The organism is Sphingomonas sp. AX6, assembly GCF_902506605.1.
Taxonomy (GTDB): Bacteria; Pseudomonadota; Alphaproteobacteria; order Sphingomonadales; family Sphingomonadaceae; genus Sphingomonas.
The window spans coordinates 1,003,991-1,024,610 of sequence record NZ_LR733979.1 but is presented as its reverse complement, the minus strand read 5'-3'; the positions used below and the strand labels follow the sequence as shown (position 1 = coordinate 1,024,610).

Here is a 20,620-nt window from a genome sequence, read left to right as displayed (position 1 = left end):
TTCCAATAGCACCGCTGCTCGAATCGCGCATCGGCCGTTTTACGATCGGGATACCTTAATGATACCCATGCGTGGCTTCGCGCTGTTCCTCCTGCTCGCCAGTTCGCCGATGGCGCTGATGGCACAGGAAGCTCCTCCTTCGGCCAGTCCGGATGAACAGGATGTGGCGACGGACGCGGACGCTGTGCAGTCCGGCGCGACGATCGCAGGCGACGAAGAGGAATATGAAGAAATCGTCGTCACCGGATCGCGCCCGCCCGGCTCGGTCGATGGCGACATCACGCCCGAACTGGTGCTGAATCCTGCCGACATCCGCGCGTACGGCGTCAGCTCGATCGCCGACCTGCTCGTCGAACTAGAACCCCAGACGGGATCGTCGCGCGGCCGCGGCGAAGGCAGACCCGTAATCCTGCTCAACGGTCGGCGGATCGGCAGCTTTTCAGAAATCCGCGACTTGCCGACAGAAGCGATCCTGCGCGTCGATATCCTGCCCGAAGAAGTCGCGCTCACCTATGGCTACCGCGCCGACCAGCGGGTGGTGAACTTCGTCCTGCGCCCGCGCTTCCGCTCCTACACCGCCGAACTCGAAGGGCTGGTCCCGACCGCAGGCGGCAAGAGCAATGTCGAGGCGGAACTGGGGGTTGTCCGGATCAACCGCCAGGGTCGCGAGAATATCGACATCGAATATGAACGTGATTCCAATCTGCTCGAATCCGAGCGCGACATCATCGCCGCGACATCCGGCTCGCCGTTCGACGTGGACGGCAACGTCACCGGCATCGGCGGCGCGCCGATCGACCCGGCGCTCGGCACCGAAACCATCGCGGGCGTCCCCAATTCGCAACCCAGCCTCGCCGATTTCGGCGCAACCGCAGGGCTCGCCAACCTGACCGACACGACCGGCTTTCGCACGCTCAGCCCCGCCAGCCAGCGACTGGCGGCCAATGCCGTCGTCTCGCGGACGATCTTCGGCGATATCGCCGCGACCGGTACGGTGCGGCTCGAGGCGACCGAAAGCACCGCCCTGCTGGGCCTGCCCGGCTATTCGCTGCTGCTGCCCGCGAGCAATCCCTTCTCGCCATTCGCGAACGATACGCGGTTGTTCCGCTATGCCGGCGTCGATCCGCTGGAACGCCGGTCGAACGGGCTGGAGGCAGAGGCCGGGTTCAGCCTGAACGGCGACCTGCCCGACAGTTGGCGCTGGACCGTGACCGGCAATTACCAGCGCACCTTGTCCAATTCGCAGACCGAGCGCGGTCTTGCGAGCGGCGACATTCAGAACGCGGTGCTGGCGGGCGATCCGACGGTCAATCCGTTCGCGCCGGGCCTAGGCCTCGGCTCGCCGCTGCTGACCGACACCGCGCGGTCGATCTCGACCAATGCGTCGGTGGTCGGTCTGGTCAACGGATCGTTGTTCGATCTGCCCGCGGGGCGCGTATCGACCAGCGTGCGGGTGGGCCTGAACACGCTCGGCCAGGACAGTCGGTCGGTACGGTCGGGCATCCTGACCACCAACGACATCGGCCGCACGCGCGGCAATGTGCAGGGCAATATCGAACTGCCGCTGACCGATCGTAACGAGGGGCTCGGCACGTCGATCGGCGATTTCGCGCTCAACGGGAACGCAGAGGTCGAACAGCTCTCCGATTTCGGTACGCTGACGACGCTGGGTTACGGCGCGCGCTGGTCGCCAATTACCGAAGTGCGGCTGATCGTATCGATGACGCACGAGGACGGCGCGCCCTCCCCCGGTCAGCTCGGCAATCCGCTGATCGCGACGCCCAACGCCCGCGTGTTCGATTTCGTGCGCGGAGAGACGGTGGACATCACCCGGCTGGACGGAGGCAATCCCAACCTGACCGCGGACAGCCGCCGCATCTTTTCGACCGGACTGACGCTTCGCCCGTTGAGCGAGACCGATCTGACGCTGACCGCCAATTTCACCGATACCCGGATCGACAACCAGATTGCGTCGTTCCCGGCTGCGACTGCGGAAATCGAGGCGGCCTTCCCCGATCGCTTCGTCCGCGACGCGACCGGGCGACTGATCCAGCTCGACAACCGTCCGATCAATTTCGAATCGGCGGAGCGTCAGGATCTGCGTTGGGGAATCAATTTCTCAAAATCGATCGCCTCGCGCCTGCCCGAACGGCCGCGCGGCGAAGGACGGCGGCAACGCGGCGAGGACCAGGACGGCGCAGCGCCGCCGCCTGCCGAGGGCACTGCACCACCCCCACCCGGCGATGCGCCGGCTCAGCAAGCGGATGCCCCCGCTACGCCCTCCACTGGCGGTCAGGGCTTTGGTCGACGCGGCGGCGGCGGGCGTTTCGGTGGCGGTGGCGGCGGACGCTTTGGGGGCGGTCGCGGTCAGGGCCGCATCCAGTTCAACTTGAACCACACCATCGTCTTCAAGGACCAGGTGACGATCCGTCAGGGTGTACCGATCCTCGACCGCCTGAACGGATCGGCCACCGGCAATTCGGGCGGTCAGGCGCGCCACGAAGTGCGCGTGCGGACCGGCTGGTTCCGCGACGGGCTGCGCGCCAATGTGATCGCCAATTGGCGGAGCGGCACCTTCGTCGATGGCGGGGCTAGTGGCGGCGAACGGCTCGATTTCTCCAGCCTGACCACGATCGATCTACGCACCTCGATCGATCTGGGAGCGCGGCCCGAACTCGTGAACAATGCGCCGTGGCTGCGCGGCGCGCGTGTCAGCCTGAACATCGACAACATCTTCGATGTGCGGCAGCGGGTGACCGATGCCAATGGGGTGGTGCCGATCAGCTATCAGCCGGGCTATGTCGATCCGGTCGGGCGCACCATAAGGCTTTCGTTCCGCAAACTGTTTTCGCCGGGCCGCCCCGCACGCGGTGCGTTCAGCCGCGGGTCGTAGGGCGCGTGGGGCGTCGCCCTTCGCTCTCACCCTCGCGGTACAGCAGCGTCACCGCGACGCGCCGGTTGCGCGCGTCGCTGGCGTCGTTCGCGATCATTGGTTCGCGATCGGCCACGCCTTCGATCCGGCTGAACCGCGGTTCGGTCACGCCGCCTTCGGCCAGCCGACGCCGCGTCGCTTCGGCGCGACCGCTCGACAGCATCCAGTTGTTCATCACCGCCGGATTGCCGTAAGCTAGGCTGTCGGTGTGGCCGCGGATCATGATGTCGTTGCCAACACCTGCGATCGATTCGGCGACCAGACCGACCAGCGCGTCGGCGTCCGCCACCATCTGCGTCGTACCCAGCGCGAACATCGAATAATCGGCATTGTCGATCAGATCGATGCGCAAGCCTTCGCGGGTCTGAACGAATTTCACATGCTTGGCGAGTTTCGAAAGCCGCGGGTTCGACGCGATCTGCGCCTGGATCTTGGCGCGCATCCGTTTGAAATTTTGCTGGTCCTCGGCAAAGCGCTGGCGCTTCAACTGGCCTTGGTCGCCGCTCCCGGTATTGTCGCCGCCGGTCGCGCCCATCGGCACGGTCAGCGCGCGGGTGCCGGTCTGCGCTGCCTTGTGCGGGTAACTATCCTTGTCCATCAGCGATTCGCCACCGAACAGGCCGTTCGATCCCGCCGAATTCTGTTTCAGCTCGACCAAAGTCGGCGCGAAATAATCGGCCAGCGCCTTGCGCTGCTTCTCGTTGGTCGCGCCGATCAGCCACATCAGCAGAAAGAACGCCATCATCGCGGTCACAAAATCGGCATAGGCGACTTTCCACGCGCCGCCATGATGGCCGCCATGGCCTTCGATATAGATCTTCTTGACGATGATCTTGGGCGGCTGATTGTTGCCGTGGGGAGCCCTGGCTGCCACTTCTTACCGCCCGCGCAGGCCGTCGAACACTTCGGCAAAGCCGGGCTGGTTCGCGTGCGCGATTCCCGAACGCGCGGCTTCGATCACCAGCGGCTGCGGGTGGCCGTGCAGCGATGCGATGATGATCTGCTTCACGACATGATAGATCGCAGCATCGGCGTCGATCACCTGCTTCAGCCGGCCGGCGAGCGGGCCGACGAGGCCGTAGGCAAGCAGCACGCCCAGAAAAGTGCCGACCAGCGCCGACCCGATCATCCCGCCCAGCACCGATGGCGGCTGGTCGATCGATCCCATCGTCTTCACGACCCCGAGCACGGCCGCGACGATGCCGAGGGCGGGCAATGCGTCGGCCAGGCCCTGCAATGCGGATTGCGGTTGTTCGACTTCGTGGTGGTGCGTCTTGATCGCGTTATCCATCACCTCTTCGACCGCGTGCACGTCGAGCGTCCCCGACGATACCACGACCAGTCGCAGCGTGTCGGCGATCAAATTGATGAGCGTATGGTCGGCCAGCAATTTGGGATATTCGGCGAAGATCGGCGACGATGCGGGATCCTCGACATGCGGTTCCAGCGCGATCGGGCCGTCGGTGCGCAACAGTTTCATCAGCTTCGACACCAGAAAGATCGTGTCGAGATAATCCTGTTTGACGTATTTCGGGCCTTTGAGAACTTTCTTGAAGCCACCGCCCAGCGCTTTCAGTTCCTTCACAGAATTGCCGATGATCAGCGCGCCGACCGCGGCGCCACCGATGATCATCATTTCTGCGGGAAGCGCCTTCATGACGGGGCCAAGCGCACCGCCGGTAATGGCGAATCCGCCAAACACCATGAGGATCAGCACGACGAAGCCGATTGCGGGAAACATGTTCTGCCTCAAGCTCCTGTACGAAAACCCCCGGCCGTCGCGAACGCGAACCGCCTTGTTCCCGTGTTAGCCGCCAATCCGTCGAGAAATGGTTACCAAGCCGGATATTTTGTTTTGGAAGACCGCTGCGCGCGCGATTAGCGCAGATAATCGAACAGGTTCGTGCTCGTCAGCTTGCCGAAGCTCGCCTGCGTCGCCTGAAGGATCGTCAAAGTCTTTTGCAGCTCGGTGATCGCCGACGCGATATCGGTGTCCTCGATGCCCGATCGCATCTCTTCGCGTGCCAGCCCCAGATCGTCGAGGCGGGTCATTTCCATATCGACGCGCAACATTCGCGCGCCCACCGACGCGCGTGTCGCGCCGACATTGCTGAGCGAAGCGGCGATACCGTCCATCGACGCCTGGCTGGCGGGCTGGCCGCTGCGCAACTCCGCCACCAAGCCGGAAATCGTCGCGAACATGTCGTTGACGCTGGGATCGTCGCCCGCGCCGAACACCGCAGCTCCCGGCACGCTCGCACGCACGGTCGCACCGTCGCTGAGCGGGATCGCGGCAGGCTCGCCGGTTCCGGCAGCGGTAATCACCCCGCCCGCATCGCGGACATAGGCCACATCGCCGGTCGCACCGCCGAACACCGGCTGGTCGCGCGCATCGCGGGTATTGGCCAGCACGAACAACTGGTCGAGGATCGATTCGAGCGCTTCTGCGGTCGAGGCGCGGTTGTCGGCGTTCATCGTGCCGTTGGAGGCGGCGATGGCCAGTTCCTGCGCGCGCTGCAATTCGCTCTCGACGCTCGACAAGGTCGTGTCGGTCTGCGCCAGCACCATGTTGGCCAGCTTGGCATTGGTGGCCGCGGCCTCGTGATCGGCACCGGTGCGCTTCAAATCCGTCAGCCGCAGATAGGCGACCGCGTCGTCGGACGGGTTCACCAGCTTCTTGCCGGTGCTGATCTGGGTCTGGATACGATCCGCGCCGACCGATAGCGACCCCATTTGGCCGTTCAACCGGTCGAACATCTGGCTGGTGGTGATCCGCATGGTCGCTGGCCTCAGCTCGCGTCGAGAATCGACTGGAAGGTTTCGCGCGCGACCTGAATGATCCGGCTCGACGCGTTATAGGCTTGCTGGAAACGGATCAGGTCGACCGCCTCTTCATCGAGGTTGACGCCCGACACGGTATCGCGCGCGCCGACCGCGTTATCGTGGATAGCGGCTTGCGCCGTCGCAACCGACCGGCGTCCGGCCAGCGTCGTCGCGTTGCCGACAGCCAGCCCGGTCGCCCGGTCTTCGAGCGCGCTCGACTGACGAAAATTCTCCAGCGCAGCCAGATTGCCGTTATCGCGGACACCCGCGCCCGGCGCGGCGGCGGCGATCGCGCGCGGCCCCGTCAGCACCATGCGGAAATCGGATGCATCTGCCCCCATCGCGAACATCGCCGCGCCGGGATTGCCGTCGAGATCGTCGCCACCCGCCTGAATCGCGTTGACGCCGTCGGCCAGGTCGCGCGCCATCACGTTCAGCGCATCGATCGCATCGCCGATACGCTGTGCGCCCTCGACCATTCCGGACAAGGCACCGCCCCGCGGATGCATCGTATCGAAACTGCCCGCACGCTCGACCGTAAAGCCCAATGCGCCGCCCGACCGCGAGGCGCGAACGAATCCGGTCTCCGCAAGCTCGACCAGCACCGGGCCAGTCGAACCGCCCGCACGAATCGTTGCCAAACCGCGATCGTCGATCTGTACGTCGATATCGGTCAGCTGGCTCATCGCGCCGAGCAACCGGTCGCGTTCGTCGAACAATTGAGCCTGGGCGGCCGTACCCGGTCCGACCCTGCCCAGCGCGACATTGGTCTTGGCAACCTGCTGGGACAGATCGTTCAACTGGCCGACATTGGCCTGCACCGTTCCATCGAGGTCGGCCATCGACCCGGTCAGCGTCGAATGCGTACCCTGGATCGACGAAGCCAGCGCGGTCGCCGCCTCGACCATCGCGGCGCGCGGGGCGCCCGATCCGGGATCGGCGGCCAGCGTAGCGGCGCTGGCGTAAAATCCGGTCATGCGACCAGGCATGTCATAGCCGGTCAGCGCGCTTTCGATTCGCTCGAGCCATTCGACCGAGGCATTGCTGCGCGCCAGTTCGGCACCGGTAAAGCGCGTTTCGGCGACGCGAAACGCATCGCTCTGGCGATCGATGCCGGTGACGCGAACGCCGTATCCCGACAGGCTGCCGCTCATCGTCGCGTTCGCGGACGCGGAAGATACGATTTCGCCGACGGTGGCGGTGCGGCGCGAATAGCCTGCCGCGCCCGCATTGGCGATATTTTCCGACACCGTGGTCAGTGCGGTCTGATACGCGCGAACGCCCGTGGCGCCGATGGAGAGCAGATTGCTCATCCGTCGACGGCTTTATCCGGCGTGCTGTCGCCAGTCGTCTCGGGCGAAACCAGCGTCGGCTGCGCCTTCGACAAAAAGTCGGTCATCGCCTTGCCGATCCCGATCGGTGTGCTGCTTGCCATCGTCTCCGCCAGCTTTTGATCCTGCATGTCGCGAAACTGTTCGACCGCTTTGGTGTCGAACAATCCCTCTCCCAGCGAAGCCTTGCGCATCGAGGTTAACATCATGTTGACGAAGATCGCCTCGAACCGCTCGCCTGCCGCTTTAAGATTGTCAGCATTGGCAAGTCGCGACGTGTCGCCTGCCACGCCGTCGAGGCGCAACGACTGGCTGGCGGCGGGGTTCAGCCCTGGAATGTTCATGCCGCCGGTCATCACAGGATCACCAATTCGGCCTTGAGCGCGCCGGCTTCCTTCAACGCCTCGAGGATCGCCACCAGATCGGCCGGGCTCGCGCCGATGGCGTTCACCGCCTTGACCACATCGGCGAGGCGCGGGCCGGGCTCCAGCAGGAACATCGGGTTGCGCTCTTCCTCGACCGTCAGTGCCGATTGTTCTTCGACCGCGGTCTGGCCCTGGCTGAAAGGTGCGGGCTGCGACACGCGCTGGCTCTCGTCGATCCGCACCGTCATCTTGCCGTGGCTGACCGCGGCGGGCGCGACGCGCACCGCCTGATTGATGACGACGGTGCCGGTGCGCGCATTGATGATGACACGAGCGGGCGCCTCGGCAGCCTCGACCGCGATGTTTTCGACCATGCTCATCATGCCGACGCGCGCTTCATTACCTTGGGGCGCGTTGATCGCGACCGACACGCCATCGACCATCCGCGCGACGCCCGAACCGAAGCGACCGTTGATCGCGTCGGCGACACGCTGGGCGGTGGTGAAGTCCGATTTGGTCAGGTTAAACGTCAGATAGGGGGTGGTCGCAAAGCCGGTATCGACCATGCGCTCGACCGTCGCCCCTTCGGGAATGCGTCCGCTGGTCGGGATGTTGACCTGGACCTTCGATCCATCTGCACCTTCGGCACCCAATCCACCGACTGCGAGGCTGCCTTGCGACATCGCATAGATCTGACCGTCGGCACCGATCAGCGGCGTCAGGATCAGGCTGCCGCCGCGAAGCGACTTGGCCTTGCCCAGCGCGGCGATCGTCACGTCGATCTTTTGCCCGGCCTTGGCGAAGGGCGGCAATTCGGCGGTGATCATCACCACTGCGGCGTTCTTGAGCCCCGGATTGACGCCCGGCGGCAATTGCAGCCCGAAGCGCGAAGTCGCGGCCTTCACGGCCTGGACGGTGTATTCGAGGTTGTCGTCACCAGTGCCCGGCAGACCGACGACGATGCCGTATCCGGTCAGCTGGTTGGTGCGGATGCCCTGGAAATGACCCAGATCCTTGATCCGCTGCGCGGAAGCCGGGCTGGAGACCAGCGCGCCCAGAACGGCAGCGATGCAAAACAATGTGCGGAACATGGTGGTGATCCCCATCAGAACGGGCTGATGACTTGGAAGAAGCGGCTGAGCCACCCCTGACGGCTGGCGCGGGCGACGTCGCCTTTGCCGGTATAGGCGATCTGGGCATCGGCCACGCGGGTCGATGCGACGCGGTTGTTCGCGTCGATATCGGCGATGCGGATGATCCCTTTGATCTGGACGAATTCGTCGCCGCGGTTGAGCGTGACGCGCTTCTGACCCTGAACCAGCATGGTGCCGTTGGGGAAAACCTCCGCCACGGTCACGCTGACTTCGCCCGACAATGCGTTCGACTGACCGGCGGTGCCGTTGCCGTCGAAACCGCGCCTGCCGCTCATCGCGATGTCGCTGGGTAGGAACTGAGCGAGGTTGCCGGTCGAGGGCGGGGTCAGGCTGAACCCGCCGCCGCTGTCGAGATTGGAGCCCGCCGATTTCGACGCGACCATGCGTTCCACCAGCACAATCGTCAGCGGATCGCCGACGCGGCGGGCGCGGGTGCCTTCGTGATAGGCGGCATAACCCTGTGCGGCCTGAAAGATCGAACCATTGGCAGGCGCGGCGACCGGCTGAGCAACCGGCACGATCGTCACGGAAAAATCCTCGTTGGATTTTTTCTTGCCGAACAATTGCGCGTGCGCAGGCGTGGCCGACGCGGCGAACGCGATCGTCGCGAGCGCACCGATGGCGAGGCCGGAGGCGAATTTCATGAACCCGGCCCCCTTAGAGCTGCTGATTGACATATTTGAGCATCTCGTCGGTGGCCGAGATCATCTTGGAATTGACCTCGTACGCACGCTGGGTCTCAATCATGTCGACCAGTTCCTCGACGACGTTGACGTTCGATCCCTCTAGCATCCCCTGGCGGATATTGCCGCGGCCATCGAGGCCCGCGATGCCGAGCGCTGCCGCGCCGGACGCGCCGGTTTCGATCAGGAAATTGTCGCCGGTGGGCTGGAGCCCGGCGGCGTTCGGAAAGGTTGCGATCTGGATCTGGCCGATCTCTGCCGCTTCGGTCTGGCCGGGGACCATCGCCGATACCGTGCCGTCCGACCCGATCGTCACCGATGTCGAGCCTTCGGGGATCGTGATGCCGGGCATCACCTGATACCCCTCGGCGGTCACCATCATGCCTTCGGCCGAGCGGGTGAAATTGCCGGCGCGCGTATAGCCGAGCTGCCCACCGGGAAGCTGGACCTGAAAATAGCCCTCGCCGTCGAGCGCCATGTCCAGCGCGTTGCCCGTGGTATTGAGCGACCCTTGCGTATTGATCGTCGCCGTCCCTTGGACGCGGACGCCGGTGCCGAGATTCAGGCCGGTCGCATAGCGCGTCTCGTTGGTGCTCGGCGCGCCGGCCGCGGTCACCACCTGATAGGCGAGCGTTTCGAACGACGCGCGGTTGCGTTTGAACCCCGTCGTGTTGACGTTCGCCAGGTTGTTCGAAATCGTCCGCATGCGCATGTCCTGGGCGTCGAGCCCGGTGCGCGCGATGTGCATTGCAGCACTACCCATGACCTATTCTCCTTAACCCGGCAGGCGCATCAGCGATGCGCCTCCTTCGTCCATTTGACGCGCCTCTTTGAGGAGGTTCGCCTGTACTTCGTAACCGCGCTGGTTCTCGATCATGTCGACCAACGCCTGTGTCAGGTTAACGTTGGATTGCTCCAGCGACCCCGACTGAACCCGCGCTTCCATGTCGCCGGGCAGCACGCCGCCGCCGCGTACATGGAGCAGATTGTCGAGGCCCTTGACCGTGTCCGACCCTTCGGTGGACGCCAGTTTGATCTTGTCGATGATCTGCGGATCGGTGCCCGGTGCCGCCCCTGGCGGGACGATCGACACGGTGCCGTCTTCGGAGATCATGATCTTTTCATGCGGCGGGATGGTGATGGGGCCCCCCGACCCCATCACCGGGAAACCGTCGCCGGTCTCCAACACGCCGGACGCGGCGACGTTCAGATCGCCCCGGCGGGTATAGGCTTCGGTCCCGTCGGTGGCCTGGACGGCCATCCACGAATCCGATTGCACCGCGATGTCGAGTGGACGGCCGGTGGACATGATCGCACCTGCGCGACGATCGGCGTCGATCACCTCTGCGGTTGCGGGCGCGCGGGTATCGAGCGGCTGGCCTTTCAGCATCATCCGTTCGAAATTGACACGGTCCGCGCGAAAGCCGGTGGTCGACGCATTGGCGATGTTGTTGGCGATCGCCGCTTGGCTCGCCATCCGCGCCTTGAGCCCCGACATCGCCGTATAGACCAGTCTGTCCATCTTCTAATCCCCCGCCGCCTAATCGATCAGGTACGGATGTTCAGGATCGACTGCGAAAGCTGGCTCGACGTATCGAGCGCCTTGGCATTGGCCTGGAACGCGCGTTGGGCGGCGATCAGGCCGACCAGTTCCTCGGTCATGTCGACGTTCGATCCTTCGAGCATCGACGACATCAGCGAGCCGAGACCCTTTTCGCCGGGCGAACCCAGCACGACTTCGCCTGCCTGGCCGGTCGCGGCCCAGCTGGAATTGCCCAACTGGCGCAAGCCCGACGGATTGGGGAAATTGGCGAGAACCATCTTGCCCAGCGCCTGGCTTTCACCGTTGGAAAAGCTGGCGCGCACGGTGCCGTCATTGTCGACGGTCACGCCCTGAAGCTGGCCGACCGCGGCACCGTCCTGGCTGCGCGCATTGACGTTGAACGCCTGGGCGAGCTGGGTCGAACCGGTCAGGTCGAGCGACAGCGCCTGTTCGATCGTCGATCCGCCCAGGCCGACCGCTGCGAACTGAGTCGGTCCGGTGGGCGCGGTCATCGCGCCATTGGCATCGAACGTCACCGTAATGGGCTGTGGGTTCGCCGCATCGGTGCCGAGCTGAGTATCGCCGACGAAGCTGTGGACCTGCCATTCGCTGGTCGGGACGCCGGTGCCTGCGGCCTGGGTGCGGACAAAATATTGCGTCATCGTCAGCGCGTTACCGCTGGAGTCATAGATCGTGGTCTGCGTCGTCTGATTATAGGTCGACGGGTCGAACCGATCGAACGGATCGGTCTTGACCGCCGCATTGGCCGAAAGATTGACGTTGAGCGCGGTCGCCGCGGTCGCGACGGGCGTACCGCTGGTCGCGGGCAGGCGAAGCGCGATCGTCTGGTCGAGCCCGGTCGCGATCACCGCGCCCGAACCATCTACCGGGAACACCTGAACCTTGGCACCCTGCGCATCGGTCACGTAGCGGTCGTTATCGACCATGAAGCTGCCGTTGCGGGTGAAATTGACCTGGCTGCCGTCCTGGTTCGGCTTGACCGCGAAGAAGCCGTCACCAGCGATTGCGAGGTCTAGCGACGAACCGGTCTGGTTCAGATTGCCTTGCGAGAATTGCTGGCGGATCGCCTTGGTCACGCTGCCCGAACCGATCATCATCGTCGGCGACTGGGCCAGGCTGGACGCGATCACGTCGGCGAATTCGGCCTTGCTCTTTTTAAAGCCGCTGGTCGTGACGTTGGCCAGATTGTGCGAGATTGCCGACATGTCGGTCTGGGCCGAACGAAGCCCGCTGAGCGAAGTGTAGAAAGACATGGATTATACTCCGTTGAAAGCTCAGCCGACCTTGCGGACGGCGGTGGTGGGAACCTGGCCGATGCCAGGGATGGTCAGCGTGGGCGTGCCGCTGGCGTCGAGCGCCACCGACTGGACGGGTGCCCAGATCAGGCTGCGGGCGGGAACCGTATTGGCCCCCGAAACCGCAGTGACGTTGATGGTGAAGGGGCCGTCGCCAGCGGGATCGCCGCTGTCGGTGGTGCCGTCCCATTCGTAATCGATGATCCCGGCCTTTTGCGCGCCGAGCGAAACGGTCTTGAGCACCGCGCCGTTCGCCCCGGTGATCGTCACCGCGACGTCGGCGGCGTCGCCATCGAGTTCGATCGCACCTGCGACCGTGCCATTGGTCATCGGATAGTTGGTCGATCCCTCGACCAGCACCGCGCGCCCGACATAGCTGACTGCGTCCGACATGCTCGATCCGCCCAGCTTGTCGGCAATGGCTTTGAGCGTCGACGACATCTCGGTAATACCCGCCAGCGACGAGAATTGCGCCATCTGGGCAACCATCTGGGTGTTGTCCACGGGATCGAACGGATCCTGGTTCTGCATCTGCGCGGTTAGCAGCTTCAGGAAATCATTCTGCCCCAGATTCTGCGAACCCAGTGCCGAATTGCCCGTCGTCGTGCCGGTGCGACCGATGCCCAGATTGCCGATCGCTGCGTCGAAACTCGTCGCCATCATCCACGTCCCAACTGGAGCGTCTGGGTGATCAGCGACTTGGCCGTCTGCATCACTTCGACATTGTTCTGATACGTGCGGGCGGCCTCCATCATATCGACCATTTCGCGGGTTTCATCGACCGCGCTTTCGAAGACATTGCCGTCGGCATTGGCCATCGGGTGGCCGGGATCGTAGCGCTTCACCGGTGCTTCGCCCGCGGTGACGATGCGTTCGACATCGACCGTGGCCATGCCGCTTGCCGCGTCGAAGCTGGTGCGGAACACCGGCTTCATCGTGCGGTAGGCGCCGGCTTCGGTGCTCGACACCTGGCCGACATTGGCGAGGTTCGATGCAGTGGTGTTCATCCGCGCGAGCTGCGCCGACATGGCGCGTCCCGAAACCTGAAAGATGCTGACCGGGTTGCTCATCGTCATTCGCCTTTCAGCGCGCGCGTGATCGAGCTGATCCGCGAGTTGAGGAAGGAAAGCGTCGTCTGATAGGCGACGGCATTTTCGGCGAAGGCGGTCTGTTCGGTGGTCAAATCCACCGTGTTGCCGTCCATCGAAGGTTGCAGCGGCACGCGATATTTGGTCGCGCCGTCCATCGCCCGGTCGATCCCGCCGGCACTGCCTGCGGTCCGAATCGCCTGCGCGAAGTCCAGATCCTGCGCCTTGTAACCGGGGGTCGATGCGTTGGCGATGTTCGACGCCAGCAATCCCATCCGCTTCGAGCGCAGCTGTAGCGCCGTCCCGTGGACGCCGAAGAGCGTGTCGTTGGCCATGTGCAGTCTCCCGCGATTAATGCACGGGTGTTTTCAGCAAAGCCCGTGCCAGTTTGCAAAGAATGGCGGATTTGCGTGGGTTCGGGTGAGGGGGTGGTGCAGGGCGGCAAGATGTTGCCGGGGGCGGCAATGGGGTTGCCGGTGGGTTGCCGGGTGGTGAGGATCGGGATGATCACTCGAAACCACCTCGTCACCCCGGACTTGTTCCGGGGTCCACCGGGCGGCAGGCAGAATCGCCGACCCTCTTTGCGCACGCAAGCGGCTTGGTGGATCCCGGAACAAGTCCGGGGTGTCGGCATGTGTGTGGAAGAAGCGAGCACCCAACCCCCATTTGGCCCAACCCTTGCTTATCCCTGCGCATGATCCAATCGGCTCAGGCGTTTATCGCTCCCTTTCTCGACCCGCTCGCGCTCGGCATCGTTGTCGGGGGGACGGCGCTCGCGCTGATCCTGCGCACGCCGCTCCGCGATGTCGGGCGGGCAGTGGCCGCGCTTAGAACGCTGGGGCGCAAGCGGTTCGAAGCTGCGCCGCTCCTTATCCAGATCGAAGCCCTGTCGCGGATCGCGGCCAAGCACGGGGTGATGACACTCGACCGGTCGGTCATCACCGACCCCGATGTCGCTGCCGCCATCTCCGACATCGTCGATGGTAAGGACGGCGCGACCGTCGCCTCGCACCTGGGCGAACGTCAGCTAGCCCGCGCCGAACGTCACCGCGCAACATCCGATTTCTGGGCTTCCGCCGCGGAGATTGCTCCCGCCATGGGGATGATCGGCACGCTGGTCGGCCTGGTCCGCATGTTCCTGACGATGGAGGACGTGACCGCGATCGGGGGCGCGATGGCGATTGCCTTGCTCACCACCCTTTATGGCGCGGTGCTCGCGACATTGGTGGCGATGCCGATCTCGACGCGGCTGCGAACGCTCGCCCGCGCCGAATATATCGAGCGCGCCCGCCTGATCGCACCGCTGGAAACGCTCGCCACCCGCGAAGCACCGCGCTGGCGCAGACCGGCGCAAGCGGCATGACCATCACGCCATTCGATATGCAAGACGCGCCCGCCCGTCCGCTATGGCTGATGACGCTGGCCGATCTGGGCCTTTTGCTGCTCGGTTTCTTCGTGTTCGTTCAAGCCTCGCAACATCTCGACCCCGCCGCGCTCAGCGCCAGCATTCGCGAAGGTTTTGGCGTCGAATCCAAAGCGACGACGCCCGAATCCGATGCCCCGCCCGCAACCGAACCGGCAATGGCGCAGGAACTGGGGAGCGTCGAGGGCTTCGCCGTCGGCAGCGCCGAAATCGCTCAGGACGCGGCGTCGCTCATCCGCTGGGTCAGGGGAGCCGCTGCCGATCCGCGCACGCAGGTCCGCCTGTCCGCAGGAACGGATGGAACTTCCAACGACGTCGATCCCGTTACGCGCAGCGCCGCGCTGCTCGCCGCCGACCGCGCCCGCGCGGTGGCGGTGGCGCTCGTCGCATCGGGCGCGATCTCGCCCGACCGTATCGAATTCGCCGGGGGCGATGACGCCCCCAAAGGACGCCGCGTGCTGATCGCGATCGGCTTTGCCGGGGATGCGTCCGAACCGACCAACAGGAGAATGCAATGAACCGCTGGATATGGAGCCTGCCGTTGATGCTGGCCGCCACACCCGCTGCCGCACAAGTGCGTTTTCAGGATACCGCAACGCTCGACATGGCGGTGGCGCAGTTCACCGGTCAGGCGATCGGGCTGGAGGGCGGTGCCCGCACCCCCGTCGATCGGCGGCTGAAACTGGCCGCCTGTCCTTTGCCGCAGGTCGAATGGCGCAGCGCGGCGCAGGATGCCGTCGTCGTGCGCTGCATGACGCCGGTCTGGCGCATCTATGTGCCGGTCATGGCCGAACCGAAACCGGCGATGCAGCAGGCCGCGGCGATGACCGTGGCCGCCGCACCCGTCCGCGCCGAACCCGTCATCAAGCGCGGCGATCCGGTAACGGTCGCCGCCGGCTCGTCGGGCTTTTCGATCACCCGCGACGGCATCGCGATGGGCGATGCGGCACCGGGCGCGCGCTTCATGGTCCGCGTCGATCCGTCGAAACCGCCGATCCAGGCGGTCGCGATCGAGCCGGGTCGGGCGACGTTGCCGGGCTGGGCAAACTAATTTTTTCCTAAACTTTCGTTGATCGAGGTCGTTTTGCATGGGGAACGCAGACATGCAGGATAGCAAAGATGGTGGATCCAATCGGCCCCAGGCCCGTCAAACCGAGCGGCTTCGTCGCTTCGGTGACGCGCGCCTCGGCCGCTCGGTCCACCACTCAGGAGCACCCGCACGAAATAGAGGACAGGGCCGCGCAGACGATCGCGCACCAGCTTTCCGCCAAACCACCGGTCGATGCGTCGCGAGTCGATGCGCTGCGGCGCGGGATCGCGGACGGCACTTACCGGATCGACGCGGCGGCGATTGCCGATCGCATGCTGGCCGCGAGAACCGAATGGGTGGCCAATGACCCGGCGTGATGCGCTCATTCGCGTGATCGATTGCCTCCACGCCGAAATCGCGGCGTTGAAGGCGAATGACGTGGTCGCGCTGGAGACCGCGACCGCCGCCAAGCTGTCGGGCATCGAAACGCTTGCCGCCAATGACGACCAACCGCCGCAATCGCCCGAAATCCGGGCGCTGGCAGAGGAAGCGCACCGGTTGAACGAAACCGCGCGCATCTATGTCAACCTGATGGCGGCAAATGTCCGCCGTCGGCTGCAAATGCTTGCCGGTGAAGCCGGGCAAATCTATCGCGGCGGGGGTGTCGGGGCTTACGCCTGACGCGGGCAACCGGCTGAACAATCAACTGGCACGCTAATTGCTGATCACTGTCCGATATGGATAGCCACGGCAAACAATCATGAGCGTCACCAGGGTAGCAGCGGCAACCGGCGTCCAGTCGGCGATCGCGACCGCGAGCCGCAAGACCGGCGTCGATTTCAACTATCTGCTGGGACAGGCACAGGTCGAAAGCGGGATGCGCACCAATGCGCGCGCCGCGACCTCCAGCGCGACCGGCCTGTATCAGTTCATCGATCAGAGCTGGCTGGGCGTCGTCAAGAAGCACGGCGCGGAGCACGGCATCGGCTGGGCCGCCGACGCGATCCAGACCAACGGCAATGGCCGCTTCACCGTGTCCGACGCGGGCACGCGCCGCGCCATCCTCGACATGCGCAACAATCCGCAGGTCGCATCCTTGATGGCCGCCGAACACGCTGCCGATAACAAGGCGTCGCTCGAAGGATCGCTGGGCCGCGGCACCACCGGCACCGATCTCTACATGGCGCATTTCCTGGGCCTGGGCGGTGCAAAGCAATTTCTGTCGGCGATGCAGGACAATCCCGATCGCTCGGCAGCGGGTATGTTCCCCGCCGCAGCGCGCGCCAATCGTTCGATCTTCTATGCCTCCAACGGCCAGCCGCGCTCGCTGTCCGATATCTACGAACGCTTCGGCGACAAGCTCGATCGCGGCGCGGCTGCGGTGGGCGCGACCGGCCTCGCCTCGGGCGGGATGCCCGCCTCGGTTGGCGGGTTGAAGTTCGACCACGCGGTCGAGGTCGTGCTGGGCAGCGAAACCGACGCGGGCGACCGCGACTGGCTGGCCTCGACGCTCGACCAGTTCGCGCAGCGTTCGCCGGGCACCCCCTGCACCCCGACCAACCCAGATGCGCTGAACCGCGCATCGATGCTCCGCCCGACGCCCGCAACCGCGCGGCTCGCCTACCTGATGCTTGCCCGTCTCGGAGCCTGACCGAATGACCTTCCTCGATCGCGCCAAGGGCGGCGCCGGGCCATTGTTCCGATCGGGCGCGCTGCCTGCGGCGATTCTGCTGCTGGTCGTGCTGATGGTCGTGCCGATTCCGGCATTCATGCTCGACATATTCTTCATCACCAACATCATGCTGTCGATCGCGGTGCTGATGGTCGCATTGAACGCGCAAAAGCCGCTCGATTTCTCCGCCTTTCCGACCGTGCTGCTGTTCGTCACCCTGTTCCGTCTGGGTCTGAACGTCGCCTCGACGCGCGTGGTGCTGGGATCGGGGCATGAAGGGCCGGATGCGGCGGGCCATGTGATCGAGGCGTTCGCCAGCTTCCTGATCGGCGGCGATTACGTCGTCGGCCTGCTCGTCTTCTCGATCCTGATCATCATCAACATGATCGTCGTGACCAAGGGTGCGGGCCGCGTGTCCGAAGTGTCGGCGCGCTTCACGCTGGACGCGCTGCCCGGCAAGCAGATGGCAATCGACGCCGACCTCAATGCCGGGCTGATGACTCCCGACGAAGCGCGCGCGCGCCGCGTCGAAGTCGCCACCGAAGCCGATTTCTACGGCGCGATGGACGGTTCGTCCAAATTCGTGAAGGGCGATGCGATTGCGGGCCTGTTGATCCTGTTCATCAACATCATCGGCGGCCTAATCATCGGACCCATCAGCCATGGGCTGAGCCTGTCGGAAGCCGCCGAAGTCTATATCAACCTGTCGGTCGGCGACGCGCTGGTCGCTCAGGTCCCCGCGCTGCTGCTGTCGATCGCCGCTGCCGCGATCGTGACGCGCGTCTCGTCGCCCAAGGATTTGCAGGGCCAGATCGGCGGCCAGTTCAATTCGCATCGCACCTGGGCACCGGTATCGGGCATCCTCGTGCTGCTCGGCCTGCTGCCCGGTATGCCCGCGCTGATCATCATGCCCGCCGCTGCCGGTGCCGGATACATGGCGTGGCGCATGTACAAGGTGTCGCAACTGCCGCCACCCCCCGAACCCGCCGCACCGCCCGCCGACCTGTCGAAAATCGGCTGGGACGAGGTTACCGACAATATGCAGGTGATGCTCGACATCGGTTATGGGCTGGTGCCGCTGGTCGACGAGCGCAAAGGCGCGCCGCTGATGGGCCGCATCACCGGCGTCCGTCGCCAATTGTCGAAAGAGTTGGGCTTCGTCGTGCCTCAGGTGCGCGTGCGCGACGACATCAATCTTGCCCCCTTCACCTACCGCATCGTCATCAACGGCGTTGTGGTGGGCGAGGATCAGGCATCGCCCGACGAGATGCTGGCGCTCGATACCGGCCAGGCGGTCGCGCCCATTCGCGGCAAGGAAGCGAAAGACCCGACCTTCGGCCTCGACGCGCGCTGGATTTCGGCGGCCGATGCCGATGCCGCGACCGCCGCGGGCTATCTGGTGGTCGATGCGGGCACCGTGATGGCGACGCATCTGAACCAGCTCCTGATTCAGAACGCCGCTGACCTGCTCGGCCCCGACGAGGTGCAATCGCTGCTCGACGGATTGAAGGATCGCGCCGGGCAACTGGTCGCCTCGCTTTGCCCGCAGCCGGTATCGCTGACGACTCTGACCCAGGTGCTGCGCGCGCTACTCGCCGAGAACATCCCGCTAAAGGAATTCCGCCGCATCGCCGCTGCCATTGCGGGTGCGGCGCAGAAAACGCTCGACGCCGACGAAATCGTCGAGACGATCCGTCCCGAACTCGGCCCCCTCATCATTCAGAAACTGTGCGGCGTGCGCGAGCCGCTCAGGGTGATGACGCTAGAAGGCCAGCTCGAGGCTTTGCTGGGTCAGGCGGTCCGTTCCGACCCGTCGCGTCGTCACACGATCGAACCCGATCTGGGCCGCCGCATCGTCGATGCCTTGCAACGCGCCGCACAGCCCTTGGTCGGCGAGGCCAAGCCGTTCGTGCTGGTCGTCCAACCCTCGATCCGCATCGCCATCCGCAAATTGGTGAAAACCGTGCTGCCCGATACGCCGGTCATGAGCTTCTTCGAAGTGCCCGAGGACAAGTCGGTCGAGGTCGTCGCCGTGATCGGCGCGCCCGAAGCGATCCCCGCATGAAGCCGCTGCGCCATCCCATCGTCGGCGAACCGCTGACCTACACCCCTGCGCAAGGCCCGCGCGATACCGAGGCGCTGGTGCGCCAGCATTTGCCGCTGGTGCGCCGCATCGCCTGGCACGTCCACGGCGCGATGAGCTCGATCGTCGAGGTCGAGGATTTGATCCAGATCGGGCTGGTCGCGCTGGTCGAGGGCTGCACCAGCTTCGAGGATCGTGGGCAAGTGACGCTCGACCAATATCTCAACACTCGCATCCGCGGCAGCATGATCGATGAACTGCGCAGGCAGGCGACAATGACGCGCGGCGCAATGCGCAGGCGCAAGGCATATGGCCAGGCGGTATCATCGCTGACGCAATTGCTGGGCCGCGCGCCCGAGGATTCGGAAATCGCGGAAAGGCTGGGCGTGGATCTGGAGAAGCTGCGTACTGATTATACGGGCGCGGAAGCCGTGCGCTTCGACTCGCTCGACGACGTTTATTCCGACGATGCGCCCTGGTTCATGGACGACTCTCCCGATGCGTTCGAAGCGCTCGCCGATAGCGAGCTGCGCGAAACGCTGGTGGAGGCGATCGGCGACCTGCCGACGCGCGAGGCGCAGGTCATCCAGCTTTATTATGTCGAGGAACTGAACCTCGAAGAGATCGGCCAGGTGCTGGGCGTCGGTTCCGCGCGCGTCTGCCAGATCAAGAAGGCCGCGCACGACCGGCTGAAACGGGCGTTGCAACGCCGCCTGGGGTGACGGGCAGAGGTTTCGCTCCCGTCGCACACACCTCACCACACACGTCATTCCCGCGAAGGCGGGAATCCATAACCGCTGTCCTGAACGATGCATTACTGCCTTCGCGGGAATGACGATGGGGGGGCGTTAACGGTCCACGCCAAAGCCTTGAGCGCGTGCCAACATTGCGGCTCGGGCCAGCAACCGAACCCTACCTCGTCACCCCGGACTTGTTCCGGGGTCCACCAAGCCGCTTGTGCCGCCTCTGCCATTCGACCGCATAGCCTGCCGTCCGGTGGACCCCGGAACAGGTCCGGGGTGACGAAGGGGATGCCGTGCTGGCATCGCACTCAACAGTCCGAACCCCTCCCGAGACAGCAAAAAACCCCGGTGGTCGATACGCCGACCACCGGGGTTCTGTTTGCCGTCCCCGGATAAATCCGGGGGTCCGGGCCGGCCCCGCCCGCCTTATAGGG

22 protein-coding genes are annotated in these 20,620 nt (G+C 64.8%); 9 read left to right on the top strand and 13 right to left on the bottom strand.

Annotated elements, in window-relative coordinates; all coding sequences use genetic code 11:
* Positions 1-58 precede the first annotated feature (58 nt).
* A complete protein-coding gene (locus tag ENHY17A_RS05060; RefSeq protein ID WP_236547758.1) occupies positions 59-2,893 on the top strand; it encodes a Plug domain-containing protein in 2,835 nt (944 codons plus the stop codon).
* Here ENHY17A_RS05060 and ENHY17A_RS05055 read toward each other — a convergent pair.
* The 13 genes from ENHY17A_RS05055 to flgB all read right to left on the bottom strand — a co-directional run bounded on the left by ENHY17A_RS05055 (position 2,877) and on the right by flgB (position 13,570).
* Entirely contained in the window at positions 2,877-3,806 is a 930-nt protein-coding gene (locus ENHY17A_RS05055; protein WP_159710651.1) for a flagellar motor protein MotB, read from the bottom strand. The two genes, ENHY17A_RS05060 and ENHY17A_RS05055, sit on opposite strands and share 17 nt — an antisense overlap.
* 3 nt (positions 3,807-3,809) lie before the next feature.
* Positions 3,810-4,673: a flagellar motor stator protein MotA gene (gene motA, locus ENHY17A_RS05050; protein ID WP_159710649.1), complete on the bottom strand. Its 864-nt coding sequence runs from the start codon at positions 4,671-4,673 to the stop codon at positions 3,810-3,812.
* A 137-nt stretch (positions 4,674-4,810) separates the two neighbouring features.
* Positions 4,811-5,710: a flagellar hook-associated protein FlgL gene (gene flgL, locus ENHY17A_RS05045; protein ID WP_159710647.1), complete on the bottom strand. Its 900-nt coding sequence runs from the start codon at positions 5,708-5,710 to the stop codon at positions 4,811-4,813.
* Positions 5,711-5,721: 11 nt separating this feature from the next.
* Positions 5,722-7,068: a flagellar hook-associated protein FlgK gene (gene flgK, locus ENHY17A_RS05040; RefSeq protein WP_159710645.1), complete on the bottom strand. Its 1,347-nt coding sequence runs from the start codon at positions 7,066-7,068 to the stop codon at positions 5,722-5,724.
* Complete coding sequence (locus ENHY17A_RS05035; RefSeq protein WP_236547757.1) at positions 7,065-7,442, bottom strand: rod-binding protein; 378 nt, start codon at positions 7,440-7,442, stop codon at positions 7,065-7,067. Before ENHY17A_RS05035 ends, flgK begins: the two co-directional genes overlap by 4 nt.
* Entirely contained in the window at positions 7,442-8,557 is a 1,116-nt protein-coding gene (locus tag ENHY17A_RS05030; protein WP_236547756.1) for a flagellar basal body P-ring protein FlgI, read from the bottom strand. The genes ENHY17A_RS05035 and ENHY17A_RS05030 overlap by 1 nt, the downstream gene beginning before the upstream one ends.
* Positions 8,557-9,249, bottom strand: a complete 693-nt coding sequence (locus tag ENHY17A_RS05025) for a flagellar basal body L-ring protein FlgH (protein ID WP_159710643.1) — start codon at positions 9,247-9,249, stop codon at positions 8,557-8,559. Before ENHY17A_RS05025 ends, ENHY17A_RS05030 begins: the two co-directional genes overlap by 1 nt.
* Positions 9,250-9,262: 13 nt before the next feature.
* A complete protein-coding gene (gene flgG / locus ENHY17A_RS05020) occupies positions 9,263-10,051 on the bottom strand; it encodes a flagellar basal-body rod protein FlgG (RefSeq protein ID WP_159710641.1) in 789 nt (262 codons plus the stop codon).
* 12 nt (positions 10,052-10,063) lie between these two features.
* Positions 10,064-10,810: a flagellar basal-body rod protein FlgF gene (flgF, locus tag ENHY17A_RS05015; protein ID WP_159710639.1), complete on the bottom strand. Its 747-nt coding sequence runs from the start codon at positions 10,808-10,810 to the stop codon at positions 10,064-10,066.
* 26 nt (positions 10,811-10,836) lie between these two features.
* Positions 10,837-12,105 (bottom strand): flagellar hook protein FlgE, encoded by a 1,269-nt coding sequence (locus tag ENHY17A_RS05010; protein WP_159710637.1) that lies wholly within the window; start codon positions 12,103-12,105, stop codon positions 10,837-10,839.
* 21 nt (positions 12,106-12,126) lie between these two features.
* Entirely contained in the window at positions 12,127-12,807 is a 681-nt protein-coding gene (locus tag ENHY17A_RS05005; RefSeq protein WP_159710635.1) for a flagellar hook assembly protein FlgD, read from the bottom strand.
* Complete coding sequence (gene flgC / locus ENHY17A_RS05000; protein ID WP_159710633.1) at positions 12,807-13,217, bottom strand: flagellar basal body rod protein FlgC; 411 nt, start codon at positions 13,215-13,217, stop codon at positions 12,807-12,809. The genes ENHY17A_RS05005 and flgC overlap by 1 nt, the downstream gene beginning before the upstream one ends.
* A gap of 2 nt (positions 13,218-13,219) precedes the next feature.
* A complete protein-coding gene (flgB, locus tag ENHY17A_RS04995; protein WP_159710631.1) occupies positions 13,220-13,570 on the bottom strand; it encodes a flagellar basal body rod protein FlgB in 351 nt (116 codons plus the stop codon).
* A gap of 359 nt (positions 13,571-13,929) precedes the next feature.
* On the opposite strand from flgB, the gene ENHY17A_RS04990 reads away from it, so the two are divergent.
* The 8 genes from ENHY17A_RS04990 to ENHY17A_RS04955 all read left to right on the top strand — a co-directional run bounded on the left by ENHY17A_RS04990 (position 13,930) and on the right by ENHY17A_RS04955 (position 20,165).
* Complete coding sequence (locus tag ENHY17A_RS04990; protein WP_159710629.1) at positions 13,930-14,598, top strand: motility protein A; 669 nt, start codon at positions 13,930-13,932, stop codon at positions 14,596-14,598.
* Positions 14,595-15,176, top strand: a complete 582-nt coding sequence (locus ENHY17A_RS04985) for a flagellar motor protein MotB (protein WP_159710627.1) — start codon at positions 14,595-14,597, stop codon at positions 15,174-15,176. The genes ENHY17A_RS04990 and ENHY17A_RS04985 overlap by 4 nt, the downstream gene beginning before the upstream one ends.
* Entirely contained in the window at positions 15,173-15,709 is a 537-nt protein-coding gene (locus ENHY17A_RS04980) for a flagella basal body P-ring formation protein FlgA (protein WP_159710625.1), read from the top strand. The genes ENHY17A_RS04985 and ENHY17A_RS04980 overlap by 4 nt, the downstream gene beginning before the upstream one ends.
* A 68-nt stretch (positions 15,710-15,777) precedes the next feature.
* On the top strand, positions 15,778-16,065 hold the full coding sequence (gene flgM / locus ENHY17A_RS04975) for a flagellar biosynthesis anti-sigma factor FlgM (protein WP_159710623.1): 288 nt from the start codon (positions 15,778-15,780) through the stop codon (positions 16,063-16,065).
* Positions 16,052-16,369: a flagellar protein FlgN gene (locus ENHY17A_RS04970; RefSeq protein WP_159710621.1), complete on the top strand. Its 318-nt coding sequence runs from the start codon at positions 16,052-16,054 to the stop codon at positions 16,367-16,369. The genes flgM and ENHY17A_RS04970 overlap by 14 nt, the downstream gene beginning before the upstream one ends.
* 79 nt (positions 16,370-16,448) lie before the next feature.
* Positions 16,449-17,339, top strand: coding sequence for a lytic transglycosylase domain-containing protein (locus ENHY17A_RS04965; protein WP_159710619.1), 891 nt, complete (start codon positions 16,449-16,451; stop codon positions 17,337-17,339).
* Positions 17,340-17,343: 4 nt separating this feature from the next.
* Positions 17,344-19,425, top strand: coding sequence for a flagellar biosynthesis protein FlhA (gene flhA / locus ENHY17A_RS04960; protein ID WP_159710617.1), 2,082 nt, complete (start codon positions 17,344-17,346; stop codon positions 19,423-19,425).
* The gene (locus ENHY17A_RS04955; RefSeq protein ID WP_159710615.1) at positions 19,422-20,165 is read left to right on the top strand and encodes a FliA/WhiG family RNA polymerase sigma factor; all 744 of its coding nucleotides are present in this window, start codon (positions 19,422-19,424) and stop codon (positions 20,163-20,165) included. The genes flhA and ENHY17A_RS04955 overlap by 4 nt, the downstream gene beginning before the upstream one ends.
* Positions 20,166-20,620 lie beyond the last annotated feature (455 nt).

Coding starts and splice junctions, on each gene's coding strand:
- ENHY17A_RS04965 (WP_159710619.1), top strand. CDS start 16,449: ATGAGCGTCACCAGGGTAGCAGCGGCAACCGGCGTCCAGTCGGCGATC.
- ENHY17A_RS04990 (WP_159710629.1), top strand. CDS start 13,930: ATGATCCAATCGGCTCAGGCGTTTATCGCTCCCTTTCTCGACCCGCTC.
- ENHY17A_RS04980 (WP_159710625.1), top strand. CDS start 15,173: ATGAACCGCTGGATATGGAGCCTGCCGTTGATGCTGGCCGCCACACCC.
- ENHY17A_RS05025 (WP_159710643.1), bottom strand. CDS start 9,249: ATGAAATTCGCCTCCGGCCTCGCCATCGGTGCGCTCGCGACGATCGCG.
- flgF (WP_159710639.1), bottom strand. CDS start 10,810: ATGGACAGACTGGTCTATACGGCGATGTCGGGGCTCAAGGCGCGGATG.
- ENHY17A_RS04985 (WP_159710627.1), top strand. CDS start 14,595: ATGACCATCACGCCATTCGATATGCAAGACGCGCCCGCCCGTCCGCTA.
- ENHY17A_RS05035 (WP_236547757.1), bottom strand. CDS start 7,442: ATGACCGGCGGCATGAACATTCCAGGGCTGAACCCCGCCGCCAGCCAG.
- ENHY17A_RS05005 (WP_159710635.1), bottom strand. CDS start 12,807: ATGGCGACGAGTTTCGACGCAGCGATCGGCAATCTGGGCATCGGTCGC.
- flgK (WP_159710645.1), bottom strand. CDS start 7,068: ATGAGCAATCTGCTCTCCATCGGCGCCACGGGCGTTCGCGCGTATCAG.
- flgG (WP_159710641.1), bottom strand. CDS start 10,051: ATGGGTAGTGCTGCAATGCACATCGCGCGCACCGGGCTCGACGCCCAG.
- ENHY17A_RS04955 (WP_159710615.1), top strand. CDS start 19,422: ATGAAGCCGCTGCGCCATCCCATCGTCGGCGAACCGCTGACCTACACC.
- ENHY17A_RS05060 (WP_236547758.1), top strand. CDS start 59: ATGATACCCATGCGTGGCTTCGCGCTGTTCCTCCTGCTCGCCAGTTCG.
- ENHY17A_RS05030 (WP_236547756.1), bottom strand. CDS start 8,557: ATGGGGATCACCACCATGTTCCGCACATTGTTTTGCATCGCTGCCGTT.
- flgB (WP_159710631.1), bottom strand. CDS start 13,570: ATGGCCAACGACACGCTCTTCGGCGTCCACGGGACGGCGCTACAGCTG.
- flgC (WP_159710633.1), bottom strand. CDS start 13,217: ATGAGCAACCCGGTCAGCATCTTTCAGGTTTCGGGACGCGCCATGTCG.
- flgM (WP_159710623.1), top strand. CDS start 15,778: ATGGTGGATCCAATCGGCCCCAGGCCCGTCAAACCGAGCGGCTTCGTC.
- ENHY17A_RS05010 (WP_159710637.1), bottom strand. CDS start 12,105: ATGTCTTTCTACACTTCGCTCAGCGGGCTTCGTTCGGCCCAGACCGAC.
- flgL (WP_159710647.1), bottom strand. CDS start 5,710: ATGCGGATCACCACCAGCCAGATGTTCGACCGGTTGAACGGCCAAATG.
- flhA (WP_159710617.1), top strand. CDS start 17,344: ATGACCTTCCTCGATCGCGCCAAGGGCGGCGCCGGGCCATTGTTCCGA.
- motA (WP_159710649.1), bottom strand. CDS start 4,673: ATGTTTCCCGCAATCGGCTTCGTCGTGCTGATCCTCATGGTGTTTGGC.
- ENHY17A_RS04970 (WP_159710621.1), top strand. CDS start 16,052: ATGACCCGGCGTGATGCGCTCATTCGCGTGATCGATTGCCTCCACGCC.